Below are 14,498 nucleotides of genomic sequence, written 5' to 3'. Positions count from 1 at the left end.
CCGGTGACGAGCATGCTGAAAAGGGCATCGAGCCGGGGCAGTACGAGGCGGGTACCGCCAACAGAAAAGCCGCAGCCCGCTCCCGGAGGTCCTCCGGGAGCGGGCTGCGGCTTTGAACTTGCCTTGGCTTTAGCCGCGGCTGGGACGGACTGCCGTCCCTGCTACTGTCCTTGGCCCGGTTCAGAACCGGCACCGGCAGACGGTGCGTCCAGCGGGGCGGCGGCGCTGTGCCTGCCGTGGCCGACCAGGTAGAGCGCGGCTGCTGCCTGGATTTTGCGTTCCTTCAGGAGCTTGCGCTGCAGCCTGCTGAGCTCTGCCGCGGTGGCGGCCTGCTTGGCAGCCAACTCCTGCTGCGAACGGTGCTGTTCCTGGACGTCCAGCAGCATGTTGCCCAGTGCTGCCTGCTGGCGGGCCAGCAGGTGCTGGGTTTCCTGCAGCTTCTGCAGGGTGGCGGCGGCACTGGCGATGGAGTCGGCTACCTTCTCCGCGTTGTCTGCGGACCGCAGGTCCAGGTTTTCGGAGCTGAAGCTCCGCGCAAAGACTTCCTCGAAATCCTCCGTGGCTACCCGACCGGACGCTGCCGCTGCAGCGGCAGCACCGCCGTCGTACCTTTTGGCGGGGGCGGAACCTGCACGTGATGCACTCGGCGTGCCCATGCCCGGCCCTGCGGGGATGTCCCGGTCCGGGGCGTCACTGGAGACCATGGGCAGCTGCCCGGTCATGGTGGCAGTCATGCCCGCTTCACCGGCGGCGTTGGCCTCAAGTGCCTTCTCGGGGGCGATGTCCACGGTTTTGCGGAGCGGCACCTCCTTGATGAAGATGACGGCGATCAGGGCAACCACGGCCACCACGGCGGAGATCATGAAGATCGCGGCGGTGGCGTCGCCGTAGGCGGCCCGCATGACGTCGGCGATCGGGGCTGGCAGGTCCTTGAGGTCCAGGCTGGCGCCGCCGCCGTCACCCGAGGCCTGGATGCCCAGCTTGGCAAGGCCGTCGGTAGCAAGGTCCTTGACGTGGTTGGACATGACGGCACCCAGGACGGACACGCCGATGGCGCCGCCGAAGGAACGGAAGAAGGCAACCGACGCACTGGCCGAACCGATATCCGTGGCGCGGACGGTGTTCTGCACGGCGAGGACCAGGTTCTGCATGAGCATGCCCAGGCCAACGCCGAAGACGGCGGTGTAGATGCCTGCCTGCCAGAGTTCGGTGGTGTGGGTCAGGGTTCCGGCCATCGCCAGGCCGCCGATCAGCAGGATGCTGCCGCCAATCAGGAACCGCTTCCACTTGCCGTAGCGGCTGATGAGCTGGCCGGAGACCACCGAACCGACCAGGTTGCCGGCGATCATGGGCAGGGTGAGCAGGCCGGCCTCGGTGGGCGTGGCGCCACGGGCCACCTGGTAGTACTGGCCCAGGAATGTGGAGGAACCGAACATCGCGATGCCGACGGCCACGGAAGCGACGATGGCCAGGGCGGTGGTGCGCTCGGAGATGATCTTGAGCGGGATGATCGGTGCGGAGACCTTGGACTCCACCAGCACCAGCAGTGCCAGCAGGAGGATGCCGCCGCCCACCATCACCAGGGTCTGCCAGGACCACCAGTCGTAGTAGTCGGGGTTGCCGGCGAAGGAAACCCAGATCAGGAGCAGGCTCACGCCGCTGGTCAGCAGGATGGCACCGAACCAGTCAATCTTGGCCGGGCGTTTGATGTGCGGAACCTTCAGCGTGATCTGGAGCAGGATCAGGGCGACGACGGCGAGCGGCACGCAGACGAAGAACGTCCAGCGCCAGCCAAGTGCGCTGTCCACGATGAAGCCGCCGAGCAGCGGGCCGCCGGCGGTGCCGACAGCCATTACGGCGCCCATGTAGCCGGAGTACTTGCCGCGTTCACGCGGCGGAATGATGGAGCCGATGATGGCCTGGGCCAGGGCGGTGAGGCCACCCATGGCGATGCCCTGGATCACGCGGGCCGTAAGCAGGAACGGGATGCTTTCGGAGAAGCCTGCCATGACCGAGCCGGCAACGAAGATCACGATGCTCAGCTGGACCAGGAACTTCTTATCGAAGAGGTCGGCGAGCTTGCCCCAGATGGGGGTGGTGGCTGCGTTGGCCAGCAGCGCCGCCGTGATGACCCACGCGAAGTCCGTCTGGGTGCCCTTGAGCTCGGACATGATGGTGGGCAGCGCGTTCGCCACGATGGTGCTGCTGAGGATCGCGGTGAAGAAGGCAGCCAGAAGGCCGGTCAGGGCCTCCATGATCTGCCGGTGGTTCATGGGCGCGCCGGGCTCGTGGCGTTTGGATTGCCGCGACTCCTGTTTAGCGGTGCGCTGGCGCTGGCGCTCCTGCTCCTGGTCCGCGGCGGCGGTGACGTTAGCCATTAATGGACTCCTGCGTTTTCTGTTCGTTGGTGGTTCCGGCCGCCCTTGCCCGGATGGAATTCTTCAGGGATGTGGTGAGCTTGTTCAGCATCGCGGCTGTTGCGGCTGCGTCATCCTCGTTCCAGTCGGAGAGGTAGGCCTGCAGCGTTTCGGCCCGGTGCCGCACCAGCTCTGCCAGCTTCTCCTTCCCGCGCGGGGAAAGCGCCAGCAGTTGGGCCCGGCCATCATCCGGGTCCTGGGTGCGCACCACCAGGCCCGCGTCCGCAAGTTCGGCCACGTGCCGACTGAGCACCGGCGGACTGACCCCCAGTCGTTCAGCCAGGTGCGCGGCCCGGGTCTCCCCCTCGCCGATGAACTTGAGCACGCCCTGCAGGGCGATGCCGGTGTCCTGCCCTTTGATATTGATCATGGTGACGCAGCGCAGTGCGCGCTGGAGGTCATAGATGTGGCTGACGAGGTCGGCTGCAGTGGCCGGTGCGACAGACATGATCCTCCCTAAAGAATTAGTTGCTGCAAGCAACTGTATCAGAAAAAGGTTGCTTAGGGAAACGAACTTGTGCGGGAGGAAGGTTAAACAGAAGCTCCCCCACTTCCAGCAGGAAGTGAGGGAGCTCCAGATCAAAAGGGTTACGGTCAGTCGCGCAGGTGGGTGGGGCTGAACATCTTCAGGAGCGTTTCAACCACGACGACGTTGGGACCGTCCGCGGCGAATCCCGCCCTGAGCGCGTCCCCCACATCCTCCGGGGCCACCCGGGTGGCCGGCACACCGAAGGATTCCGCGAGCTTCACGAAGTCCGGCCGGGCAAGTTCGGTGGCCGTGGCTTTGCCGAACGCACCCACCATGTACTCGCGCAGGATGCCGTAGCCGCCGTCGTCCACGATCAACCAGGTGACCGGCACGTTGTGCTGCTTGGCCGTGGCCAGTTCGGCGATGGAGTACATGGACGAACCGTCGCCGGAGACAGCCAGTACCCGGCCGGGCTTTCCCAATGTTTCCAATCCCACGGCGGCACCGATGGCCCCGGGAAAGGCGTAGCCCAGGCCGCCGGCGCCCTGGGCGGAATGGAACTGCCCCTGCCTGGCATCCCAGCAGGACCATCCCCAGTAGGCGGCGATAGTCATATCCCAAAACGTTTGCATGTCCGCCGGCACGGCGTCGCGGATATCGGCCATGAACTTCAGTTCCTTGGCCAGATCCTGCGATTCCAGCCGTGCGCGGACCTTGGCGAGGGACTCCCGCACCAGCTCTTCCGGACTGCTGCCATGCCAGTCCGGCGCCCCGGTCCTGCCGGGGTCGAGCGCCTCATCGAGGGCCGCGAGCGCCTGGCCGGCGTCGGCCCGGATGCCCAAGCCCGGCCGGTTGGACTCCAATACCCGTGGCTCGGCGTCGATCTGGATGATCCTGCCGCGCGGCTCGAAGGTGAAGTAGTTGGAGGTGACTTCGCCCAGGGACGAGCCGACCACCACCAGCACGTCCGCGTCCTCGAGGACGTCGGTCATGTACCGGTCCTCGATCCAGGACTGCAGCGACAGTTCGTGGTTCCATGGGAACGCGCCGTTGCCGCCGGGGGTGCAGATCACCGGCGCGCGCAGCTTCTCGGCAATCGAGAGCAGCGATTTCTCCGCCTTGCCGCGACGGGTCCCGCCGCCGGCAATGATGGCCGGGCGTTTTGCTGACTCCAGCCACTTCACGGCCTCGCGCACCAGCTCAATGCGGGGCGGGTTGTCCGCCGCCTCGGCCAGGGCGTCCTCCACCGGCGGAACCATGATCGGGTCCAGCAGCACGTTTTGCGGGATCTCCAGCCACACCGGCCCCTGCGGGGACGAGATGGCCTCGGTCCAGGCGTCCTGGATGGCAGACGGAATGCCCGACGCGTGCTGGATCAGACGCTGGCTCTTGGTGACGTTTGCCGCGGAGGCTTTCTGGTCATCGAGCTGGTGCAGCATGCCCTTGCGCCGCGCGCCCAGGCCTTCCAGGGGAATCTGGCTCGCCACCACCACCATGGGCACACCTGTGGCGTAGGCCTCCTGCAGGCCGGCCAGCGAGGTCAGTGCCCCGGGACCGGTGGACAGGAACAGCACGCCCACCTCTCCGGTGGCACGGGAGTACCCGTCCGCCGCGAAGGCGCTGTTGTTCTCCACCCGGGAGGAGACAAACTGGAGGTTGCCGCGGCCCATGGCGTCGAAGAGTCCCAGGGCGTGCTGGCCCGGGATACCGAAGACGGTCTTGGCCCCCAGCGCTTCGAGGGTCTCGACGACGAGGTCCCCACCGTTGCGCACACCGCTCCCCCGCCCCGGGACGGGGGCGGCGCCGACGTCCGTCACGGCCCTACTCCTTGGCGGCGGCAGCGAAGCCTGCGGGGCGGCGGGCTTCCTGGCCAAGAGCCTGCGCCGCGTATCCGGTGTCCGCGCCGAAACGGTTTCCGGGTGCGGCATTGTCCGCCATGAGGGTCACCAGTTCGTACGCCACATGGCTGGCGGCAACGCCGGTGATCTCGGCGTGGTCATAGGCAGGAGAGACTTCGACGACGTCGGCGCCCACCAGGTTCATGCCGCGGAAGCCCCGGATGATCTCCAGGAGTTCACGGCTGGTGATGCCGCCGGCCTCGGGGGTGCCGGTGCCCGGAGCATGGGCCGGGTCCAGGACGTCGATGTCCACGGAGATGTAGAGCGGGCGGTTGCCGATCCGGTCCCGGACCTTGGCCACTGTCTCCAGCACGCCCTGGTAGTAGACGTCTGCGGAGGTGACGATGCCGAACCCAAAGCGGTGGTCGTCGTCGAGATCCTTCTTGCCGTAGAGCGGGCCGCGGGTGCCGATGTGGCTGATGGCCTCGGTGTCCAGGATGCCTTCCTCCACCGCCCGGCGGAACGGCGTGCCGTGGGTGTATTCGGCGCCGAAGTAGGTGTCCCAGGTGTCCAGGTGGGCGTCGAAGTGGAGCATGGCAATAGGTCCGCCGGCCCGCTCGGCCGCAGCGCGCAGCAGCGGCAGGGCGATGGTGTGGTCCCCGCCCAGGGTCAGCAGCTTGCTGCCGGCCGCGGTCAGGTCCAGCGCGTTCTGCTGGATGGTCTCGATGGCCTCGTTGATATTGAACGGGTTTACCGCCATGTCACCGGCGTCGGCCACCTGGATGTTTTCGAACGGGCTCACATCCCACGCCGGGTTGTAGGGACGCAGCAGGCGGCTGGCTTCCCGGACGTGGTTGGCCCCAAAGCGGGCGCCCGGCCGGTAGGAAACACCCGAGTCGAAGGGGACGCCCACTACGGTGACGTCGGCCTTGTCCACCTGGTCCAGGCGCGGAAGGCGGGCATAGGTGGCAGCTCCGGCATAGCGGGGAATCCGGGATGAATCGATGGGGCCAAGGTTGCCGTTGGCTTCAATGCGCAGCTCTTCCAATGGAGGCCTCTCCTTCGAGGAGGTTGGGGACTTCTGTGACTCCCATCATACACCGTGGTTTTCCAGCAAGCACCAGTTGTTTACCGAAAGGCTTGTTCCGCGGGTAGGCTCGTCACGCACAGCAGGTTTTGGGCACGGGGCAGTGACTGGAAGCCCGTATTTTCAGGGGCGGCCCCTCCGACCTTCAGGCGAAGCCTGCTCCGCGTGACGCAGGACCAAGAATGCGATACTCCGGCAGAGGGTCAGCGGCTGGCCGCGGGGACCAGGACCCAGAGCACCTCGACCGGCTTGTCCGTGGGATTGACCCACGTGTGGGGTTCCCGGCCCGGGAAAGTGACCGTGTCGCCGGTGCTGAGGTCGTACTCCTCGTTAGTGAGGATGAGCTTGATGGAGCCCTTGACCACGTGCAGCACATCGACGTCGCAGTCCACCGCGTAAAGCTCGGACTCGCCACGGCCGTGGGGTTCGATGACCGCCTGGATAATCTGGACCCGGCGTTCCGAGCGGGCGGTCAGGAGCCGTTCCACGATGCCCTGGCCGCCCAGCGAGATCCGCGGGCCGTCGTTTCGCTTGGTCAGATGGGTTTCCGGTGCAGCAAAAAGATCGCCAATCGAGATGGACAGCACCTGGCACAGTGTCACCAGGGAGGCGACGGACGGCGACGTCAGGTCCCGCTCCACCCGGCTCAGGAAACCCTTGGTCAGCCCGGTGGCGTCGGCTACCTGCTCAATGGTGAGCCGCTGGGACTGCCGGGCGGCCCGGATCCTGGAGCCGATGGCAACCGGGACGTTGCTGGGCTCAACTGGCAGTGCCTTCATCTACGAACCTTTCATGGCCGGCAGCCCGGCTCCGCTCTGGAGTCATACTAGTGGCCGCCGCTTATGTGACGCGCGGAAGCCACACGGGCAATCCCCAGCCGCTCACGCCCTTGACTGTTGCAGCCGTCACACTCTAGTCTGTGGAAACTCCTGTTGCCTATAGGGCAATTTCAGGAGCCGTCTCAGTTCGTCCGCGGCGGTTCCGGGCGCCGTCGCCCCCGGTCCCACACCCGGCGCCCAACAGCTCCAAGGAGCCATCTATGGATGCAAGTGCCATCAACATCGCCATCGTGATGGTGTACCTTCTCGCAATGCTGGCCTTCGGCTGGTGGGGCAAGTCCCGCACCCGGAACAACAGTGATTTCCTGGTGGCCGGCCGCCGCCTGGGGCCCTTCCTCTACACGGGGACCATGGCCGCCGTCGTCCTCGGCGGAGCCTCCACCGTTGGCTGCGTGGGGCTCGGGTACAAGTTCGGCATCTCCGGCATGTGGCTGGTGGTGGCTATCGGCGCGGGCGTCCTCCTGCTGAGCCTGCTCTTCGCCGGAACCATCCAGAAGCTGAAGATCTACACGGTGTCCCAGATGCTCACCCTCCGCTACGGGAGCAGGGCAACCGAAGCCTCGGGCATCGTCATGCTCGCTTATACCCTGATGCTTTGCGCCACCTCCACGGGCGCCTACGCCACCATCTTCGTGGTGCTGTTCGGCCTGGACCGGGCGCTGGCCATCGCCATCGGCGGCGCCATCGTGCTGGTGTACTCCACCATCGGCGGCATGTGGTCCATCACCCTGGCGGACCAGGTCCAGTTCGTCATCAAGACCGTGGGTATCTTCTTCCTGATGCTCCCCTTCACCCTGAACGCGGCCGGCGGCATGGACGGGATCCGCAGCCGGGTGGACGCCAGCTTCTTCCAGATGGATGGCATCGGCGTCCAGACGATCATCACCTACTTCGTGGTCTACACCCTGGGCCTGCTGATCGGCCAGGACATCTGGCAGCGCGTATTCACCGCCAAGACCCCCAAGGTTGCCCGCTGGGGCGGCGCGGCGGCCGGCATCTACTGCATCCTCTACGGCGTGGCCGGAGCACTGATCGGCATGGCCGCCAATGTGGCCCTGTCCAACGTCAAGATCGCCGCCAAGGATGATGTCTACGCCGAGGTGGCCCAGAACCTGCTCCCCGTCGGCATTGGCGGACTGGTGCTGGCGGCCGCCGTGGCCGCCATGATGTCCACCGCATCCGGCGCCCTCATCGCCGCGGCCACCGTTGCCCGCGCCGACGTCCTGCCGTTCGTGGCAGGCTGGTTCGGCAAGAAGGTCAACACCGGCGACACCGAGAACCCTGAGCACGACGTCAAGGCCAACCGCATCTGGGTTCTCGCCCTGGGCATCGTGGCCATCGTCATCGCCATCATCACCAAGGACGTGGTCGCGGCCCTGACCATCGCCTACGACATCCTGGTGGGCGGGCTCCTGGTGGCCATCCTGGGCGGCCTCGTGTGGAAGCGCGGCACCGGCCTGGCCGCCGCGGCCTCCATGGCGGTGGGCTCCGTGGTGACCCTGGGAACCATGATCATCCTGGAAATCAAGGCCAAGGCACCCCTGGACGGCGTTTATGCCAACGAGCCCATCTACTACGGCCTGATCGCCTCGGCCGTCGTCTATATTGCGGCGTCACTGCTCACCCGGCCAACGGACCCCGCCGTCATGCAGGCCTGGCAGCGCCGGGTTTCCGGGCAGGAACCCGAAGACGCCCCGGAGGAAGTCCTCGCCGGCCGCTGACCCTGAAAAGCTGAAGCCTCCAAAGAGATAACGCACGACGGCGGCACCTCCCTTCGCTTTACCGCGAAAGGAGGTGCCGCCGTCGTAAGTCCTACTCCCCTGTGTCGCGGGGCTCGTCGTCATCCAGCGGGACCTCGCGGTCCTCGGCGTCGACGACCACCGGCGGCGGCTGGACCACCGGTTCTTCCTCATCAATCAACGCGTCCTCCGCGTCCCAGTCCGCATCGTCTACCGGTGCATCCTCGGCGTAATCGTAGGCGGGGTCCGCTTCCACGGCGTCCAAGTGCGGCATGTCCGGGTGCTGTCCGGTGGTGCTCATGATTCAACCTCCGTAGGTTCGCCTGACGTGCTCTTTCAGGAGGGCGCAGCCTGCGCCACACCTTCATCACAGCACCGGCCGGGCGGACGGGTCAATAGCCACCGCGGCTTGGGGAAAAAGCCCCAAAAGACGGCCGCAGCAGTCCGTGTTTTAAGGCAAACCGAAACTTTCCAGCGAGGTTTGCCAGCCAAAAAACGCCGGAAAACCGCAGTAGGCTGGCAGGGCAAAGGCGCGAAAACATGCCCTTTCCAGCCCAGGAGTACCAGTGCCGCAGCACGCCCAATCCAGTTCCCATGCCCTGCCCCAGGAGGCCTCCACAACCGTGCAAGCCCAGCCCTCGCCATCGAACATCAAGCGGTGGCGCCAGTACCTGGCCGATGAGCGCGCCGAAGCCGCCGTCTACCGTGACCTCGCCCAGAACCGTGAGGGGGAAGAGCGCGCCATCCTCCTTGCCCTGGCGGAGGCCGAAGGCCGGCACGAAGCACACTGGCTGGCCCTGCTCGGTGAGCACGCCGGCAAGCCCAGGCGGGCCTCGGCACGAAGCCGGTTCCTGGGATTCCTGGCCCGGCACTTCGGCTCCGTGTTTGTGCTGGCCCTTGCCCAGCGCGCGGAGGGCCGCTCCCCTTACGCCAAGGACCCCAACGCCACCCCCGCCATGGCCGCGGATGAGCAGATCCATGAGGAAGTAGTCCGTGGCCTGGCCACCCGCGGCCGCAACAGACTGGCCGGCACGTTCCGGGCCGCGGTTTTCGGTGCGAACGACGGACTGGTCAGCAACCTGTCCCTGGTGATGGGCATGGCCGCGTCCGGCGTGGCCAGCAGCGTGGTGCTGCTCAGCGGCATCGCCGGACTCCTGGCCGGCGCCATGTCCATGGGCGCAGGGGAATTCATCTCCGTCCGCTCCCAGCGCGAACTGCTCGCTGCCACCCGTCCGACCCAGATCACCCTGGCGGCAGCGCCCAAGCTGGACCTTGAGAACAACGAACTCCTCCTGGTGTACCTGGCCCGCGGGATGTCCCGGGAAGCGGCGGAACACCGGGTTGCCGAACGCACCGGCCAGCTGTCCTGCGACTGCGATCCCAGCCTGTCGCTGCAGCCTGAACTCGCGGAGGAAGAAGACCGGCACGAGGCTGTGGGCACGGCGTGGGGGGCCGCATTGTCCAGTTTCTGCTTCTTCGCTTCCGGCGCCATCATCCCCATCCTGCCGTTCCTGTTCGGCATGACCGGCGTCGCGGCCCTCGTTGTCGCAGGGGCCCTGGTGGGCATTTCCCTCCTGGCGACCGGCGCCGCCGTCGGCCTGCTGTCCGGCACCTCCCCGCTGACCCGTGGCCTGCGCCAGCTGGCCATCGGCCTGGGCGCGGCCGCCATCACGTACCTGCTGGGCCTGCTTTTCGGCACGGCGGTGGGCTAGCAGCAGGCAGCGGCTTCCAATGGAGGTCCTTCGGTAACGTTCAACGTTTCCGGAGGACCTCCACTGCTTCGTCCACCGTGTCCACCAAGTGGATGTAATCCGCCATGGCCCGGCCGGCTGCAAGGCTGCGCAGCATGGGCCAGGCAGGGTACTCCTGCTCCCAGTGCTGCCGCCCCACCAGGACCATGGGAGCCACCTTTTCGCGGGCTCCGTAGTAGTTCTCGCAGGCGTCCTGGAAGATCTCCTGGACGGTGCCGGCGGCGCCGGGCAGGAAGACGATTCCGCCGTGGCACAGTTCCAGCAGGATGGCCTCGCGGATGGCGTTGGCGAAGTATTTGGCGATGTGCGTGGCGAAATAATTGGGCGGTTCGTGCCCGTAGAACCAGGTGGGGATACCGAGCGACGGCGTCCCGCCCGGATGGCGCTCGACGACGGCGGCGGCCGCACGCGCCCACCCCGACACCGAGGGACGGAACCCGGGAACGACGGCGAGCGTGGCGAGGGCCGCCTGCACGTCGCCGTCGGACGCCTGGCTCAGGTACGCCCCCATGTTGGCCGCCTCCATGGCACCCGGTCCGCCGCCCGTGGCCACCGAATGGCCTTCGAGGGCCAGCAGCCTGCCCAGCCGCGCTGCCTCCGCAAACTCCCGGCTGCCGCGTGGCGCGGCGTGCCCGCCCATGACGCCGACGATGGACCGGCGGGTCCACGTTCCGGAGCGGGTCAGCTCATCCAGCGCGTCCCCGATGGCATGGTCGTGCAGGGCGGAGGCCAGGGTTGAGTCAACGCGGTGCCGCTGGCCGGGCTGGATGCTCCAGTGGTAGATGCGGGCGTCCGGCACCTCCTCGTACGGGGACGTCGCCAGTCCGGCATACAGCTCGGCCGGGGAATACAGTGCGGCCCGGTAGGGATCGAACGGGACACCTTCCAGCCTTGGGAAGATGAGGGCCCCACGGCTCCGGAGGTAGCCCTCCATGCCGTCGTCGAAGATGCAGCCCAGGAACATCGCGCCCTCGACGCTCACGCTTTTCAGTGCGGCCGAGCGGCCCCGCAGGTCCAGCGACTGCGCATGCCAGCCGTGCAGGTTGACGGCGCCGCCGGACACCAGGCGGTCGAAGCTGGCCAGGTCCTGGACTTCCAGTGTGCGCGGGCGGGGACCAAGGCTTCCGGCGAAATTCATGATTGTTGTCCTGCGGCCCACATCATGGTGTCAGCCTAGCCACCCAACGCAAACGCGGGGCCGGAAGAGGCGTCCTTCTCCCGTGCGTCTCTACAACAGGACGACCCTCCGCCCCTGTATCGCAGCAGCCGTGATGCACCTTGACCCTCCCGGTGCGACTGCTACGATCGATTAGGGACTATGTCCTATCAAACGAACATATAGCGGCAAAGTGCCTGCAGGCGCCCCTCTCCCGACCGGACGGCGCACATCGACGATAGACAAGGGAACGCATCGTGGCGAACAACCTGGGACTCAGCATCGACCGTTCCTCCCCCGTGCCCTTGTACCACCAGGTGGTCCAGGGCATCGAAGCGGCGATCTACAGCGGAGCACTGGAGCCCGGCAGCCGGCTGGACAATGAGATCGACCTCGCAGCCCAGCTCAACCTGTCCCGTCCCACCATGCGCAAAGCCATGGACGAACTGGTCCGGTCCGGACTGCTGGTACGCAAGCGCGGTGTAGGCACACAGGTGGTTTCCAGCCAGGTGCGCCGCCCGCTGGAGCTGTCCAGCCTCTATGACGACCTCACGAATAACGGGAAGAAGCCCACAACCGAGGTCCTGAGTTTCTCGCATGTGGAGGCCGATGACGCCACCATCGCCACCCTGCAGTTGCCCGCCGGCTCCAAGGTGTACCACTTCACCCGGCTCCGCAAGGTGGGCGGCAAGCCACTGGCCCTCATGGAGAACTGGGTGCGCGACGACATTGCCGACATGGATGAGGCCATGCTGCAGGCCGAAGGCCTCTACTCCATCCTTCGCCGTGGCGGCGTGAACTTCCGGCTGGCCAACCAGCGCATCGGCGCCAAGACCGCCGACGACTACCAGGCCTCCATGCTGGACACCGCGGCCGGATCTGCGCTGGTCACCATGGAGCGCACCGCCGTGGACGATACCGGCCGCAGGGTTGAAACGGGCCAGCACGTCTACCGCGCGGATTCCTACAGCTTTGAAATGACACTCGTACAGCGATAATCCAAGGAGCCAACTCCATGACCAACTGGGTCTACCCCCTGGGCACCGCAGCCGACGGCAAATGGGACATCTCGATCGGAACCTCCGATTCCTCCCTCAGCGTTGAAGGCTGGGCCCATACGGGACTAAAGGTGGCCACCCTGGCCGCGGGCGCCGCCGTCGAGCTTCCCGCCGCGGATGAGGAACGGATTGTGGTACCCCTTACCGGGTCCTTCACGGTTAGCGTTAAGGGCACGGATTACCCGCTGGCGGGCCGGGCGTCCGTATTCTCCGGCCCCAGCGATGTGCTCTACTCGGGCACCGGGCGCACCGTAAGCATCAGCTCCAACGACGGCGGGCGGGTTGCCGTGGCCACAGCGCCGGCCAAGGCCTCCTACCCCACCCGGCTGGTGTCCGCAGCCGAAACCCCGGTGGAACTGCGCGGCGCCGGCAACTGCTCGCGCCAGGTCCACAATTTCGGCACGCCGGCAGCGCTGGAAGCCGACCGCTTCATCGTGTGCGAGGTCCTCACCCCCGCCGGCAACTGGTCCTCCTACCCTCCGCACAAGCACGATGAGGAGAAGGACGGCGAGACCTCCCTCGAGGAGATCTATTACTTCGAGACGCAGGTGACGGCCGGTTCAGGCGCTCCCTCCGACGCCGACGCCATGGGCTACCAGCGTGTCTACGCCTCCGACGAGCGGCCCATCGACGTGACGGCCGAAGTGCGCACCGGCGACGTCATCCTGGTTCCCTACGGCTGGCATGGCCCGGCCATGGCGGCTCCCGGATACGACCTGTACTACCTGAACGTCATGGCGGGACCCGGTCCGGTGCGGGAGTGGCTGATCAGTGACGACCCACACCACGGCTGGGTCCGGCAAACCTGGGAGAACCAGGACATCGATGCGCGTCTGCCGTTCCGCCCCTGAGCCTGGCTAGGACCGGACAAGCCCAGGCATGTCAGTGGATGCCGCCACTAACTTGTGCTGCTTCTCGCTCCGCTTGGCGCCGGCCGCGGCGAAGGCCATGACGGCAAGGCCCGCAAGGGTAATCACTGCGCCGGCCCAGATGGGCGAGGTGTAGCCGAGCCCGGCGGTGATGGTGACGCCGCCCAGCCAGGCGCCCAGGGCGTTGCCCACATTGAAGGCACCGATATTGGCGCCGGAGGCCAGCGTGGGCGCCCCGGAGGCGTACTTCATCACGCGCATCTGCAAGCCCGGTACGGTGGCAAAGCCGAAGCCTCCCATCAGCACCAGGGAAATGACGGTGAGGACCGGGTTGGCGGCTGCCAGGGCGAAGGCCACGAGAACCGCGGTCAGCGCGGCGAGCACTACCAGGAGCGTGCGGTCCACGTTCCGGTCTGCGGCCTTGCCGCCCACAGTGTTGCCCACGAAGAGACCCACCCCGAAGACGATGAGCAGCCACGGCACGGTTGACACCGCGAAGCCGGAGACCTCCGTGAGCGTGTAGGCGATGTAGGTGAACGCGCCGAACATGCCGCCGTACCCGAGGATGGTGACAACGATGGACAGCCAAACCTGACCGGACCGGAAGGCTCGAAGTTCGGAGCGAAGGCTGCCGGCTTGCTCTGCCGCACCTGCCGATTTGGGGACCAGCGCCAGGATCCCGGCGAGCGCGGCCACGCCAATTGCTGTGATCGCCCAGAACGTGGCACGCCACCCTGCGGCCTGGCCCAGCAGCGTTCCAAACGGCACGCCCAGGACGTTGGCCGCGGTGAGGCCGGTGAACATCAGCGCGATCGCACCGGCTTTCTTGCTGGGCGGGACCATGCCTGCCGCCACCACAGCGCCGATGCCAAAGAAGGCGCCATGTGAGAGGGCGGCGATGACGCGGCCCAACATCATGGGCCAGTATCCCTCCGCAGTGGCCGAGAGCAGGTTTCCTGCGATGAACAGCACCAGCAGTGCGGCCAGGACCGGCTTACGCTGGAAGCGCGTGACGGCAGCAGTCAGCCCCAAGGCGCCCACCACCACGGCCAGCGCGTAGCCGGAGATGAACCAACCGGCCGAGGCCTCACTGACGCCGAAGTCCGCCGCGACCTGCGGAAGGAGCCCGGCAATGACGAACTCGGTAAGTCCAATGCCAAACCCGCCGAGGGCGAGTGCTATCAAGCCAACAGGCATGCGAATGCTCCTTTGAGCTATAGGTGTGGTTGTTCCCCTGACGGGATAGCGCCTAAGATAGTTGCAGACGCGGTATTT

Annotated in this window: 12 protein-coding genes; 4 read left to right on the top strand and 8 right to left on the bottom strand. The window is 66.6% G+C overall.

The genetic code is table 11. From position 1 onward, the window contains the following. Positions 1-161: 161 nt before the first annotated feature. From JCQ34_RS04120 to JCQ34_RS04100, 5 genes are all read right to left on the bottom strand, one after another. Positions 162-2,378: an MDR family MFS transporter gene (locus tag JCQ34_RS04120; RefSeq protein WP_286402134.1), complete on the bottom strand. Its 2,217-nt coding sequence runs from the start codon at positions 2,376-2,378 to the stop codon at positions 162-164. After that, positions 2,371-2,865 (bottom strand): MarR family winged helix-turn-helix transcriptional regulator, encoded by a 495-nt coding sequence (locus JCQ34_RS04115; protein ID WP_286402131.1) that lies wholly within the window; start codon positions 2,863-2,865, stop codon positions 2,371-2,373. Before JCQ34_RS04115 ends, JCQ34_RS04120 begins: the two co-directional genes overlap by 8 nt. A 146-nt stretch (positions 2,866-3,011) precedes the next feature. Continuing rightward, a complete protein-coding gene (locus JCQ34_RS04110) occupies positions 3,012-4,703 on the bottom strand; it encodes a thiamine pyrophosphate-binding protein (RefSeq protein ID WP_286402129.1) in 1,692 nt (563 codons plus the stop codon). A 4-nt stretch (positions 4,704-4,707) separates the two neighbouring features. Continuing rightward, entirely contained in the window at positions 4,708-5,772 is a 1,065-nt protein-coding gene (gene speB / locus JCQ34_RS04105) for an agmatinase (protein ID WP_286402127.1), read from the bottom strand. A gap of 242 nt (positions 5,773-6,014) precedes the next feature. Then, a complete protein-coding gene (locus JCQ34_RS04100) occupies positions 6,015-6,590 on the bottom strand; it encodes a helix-turn-helix domain-containing protein (RefSeq protein WP_286402124.1) in 576 nt (191 codons plus the stop codon). A 260-nt stretch (positions 6,591-6,850) separates the two neighbouring features. On the opposite strand from JCQ34_RS04100, the gene JCQ34_RS04095 reads away from it, so the two are divergent. After that, positions 6,851-8,371: a sodium:solute symporter gene (locus JCQ34_RS04095; RefSeq protein ID WP_286402121.1), complete on the top strand. Its 1,521-nt coding sequence runs from the start codon at positions 6,851-6,853 to the stop codon at positions 8,369-8,371. Positions 8,372-8,462: 91 nt separating this feature from the next. Here JCQ34_RS04095 and JCQ34_RS04090 read toward each other — a convergent pair whose 3' ends face one another. Then, on the bottom strand, positions 8,463-8,690 hold the full coding sequence (locus JCQ34_RS04090) for a hypothetical protein (protein ID WP_286402120.1): 228 nt from the start codon (positions 8,688-8,690) through the stop codon (positions 8,463-8,465). A gap of 265 nt (positions 8,691-8,955) precedes the next feature. Between JCQ34_RS04090 and JCQ34_RS04085 the strand changes: the two genes are divergently transcribed. Continuing rightward, the gene (locus JCQ34_RS04085) at positions 8,956-10,101 is read left to right on the top strand and encodes a VIT1/CCC1 transporter family protein (RefSeq protein ID WP_376979113.1); all 1,146 of its coding nucleotides are present in this window, start codon (positions 8,956-8,958) and stop codon (positions 10,099-10,101) included. A 40-nt stretch (positions 10,102-10,141) separates the two neighbouring features. Here JCQ34_RS04085 and JCQ34_RS04080 read toward each other — a convergent pair whose 3' ends face one another. Then, the gene (locus JCQ34_RS04080) at positions 10,142-11,278 is read right to left on the bottom strand and encodes an LOG family protein (RefSeq protein ID WP_286402118.1); all 1,137 of its coding nucleotides are present in this window, start codon (positions 11,276-11,278) and stop codon (positions 10,142-10,144) included. Positions 11,279-11,553: 275 nt separating this feature from the next. Here JCQ34_RS04080 and JCQ34_RS04075 point away from each other — a divergent pair, with 275 nt between their 5' ends. Beyond that, positions 11,554-12,294, top strand: coding sequence for a GntR family transcriptional regulator (locus JCQ34_RS04075; RefSeq protein WP_286402117.1), 741 nt, complete (start codon positions 11,554-11,556; stop codon positions 12,292-12,294). A 17-nt stretch (positions 12,295-12,311) separates the two neighbouring features. After that, positions 12,312-13,205 carry a 5-deoxy-glucuronate isomerase gene (gene iolB, locus JCQ34_RS04070; RefSeq protein ID WP_286402115.1) on the top strand — a complete coding sequence of 298 codons (894 nt, stop codon included), beginning with the start codon at positions 12,312-12,314 and terminating at the stop codon, positions 13,203-13,205. Between the two features lie 6 nt (positions 13,206-13,211). On the opposite strand, the gene JCQ34_RS04065 is transcribed toward iolB, so the two are convergent. Further along, positions 13,212-14,420 (bottom strand): MFS transporter, encoded by a 1,209-nt coding sequence (locus JCQ34_RS04065; protein ID WP_286402113.1) that lies wholly within the window; start codon positions 14,418-14,420, stop codon positions 13,212-13,214. Positions 14,421-14,498: the final 78 nt, after the last annotated feature.

It is taken from the genome of Pseudarthrobacter defluvii, assembly GCF_030323865.1.
GTDB lineage: Bacteria > Actinomycetota > Actinomycetes > Actinomycetales > Micrococcaceae > Arthrobacter > Arthrobacter sedimenti.
The sequence above is the reverse complement of the archived record's forward strand: the minus strand, read 5'-3'. Positions and strand labels throughout refer to the sequence as shown.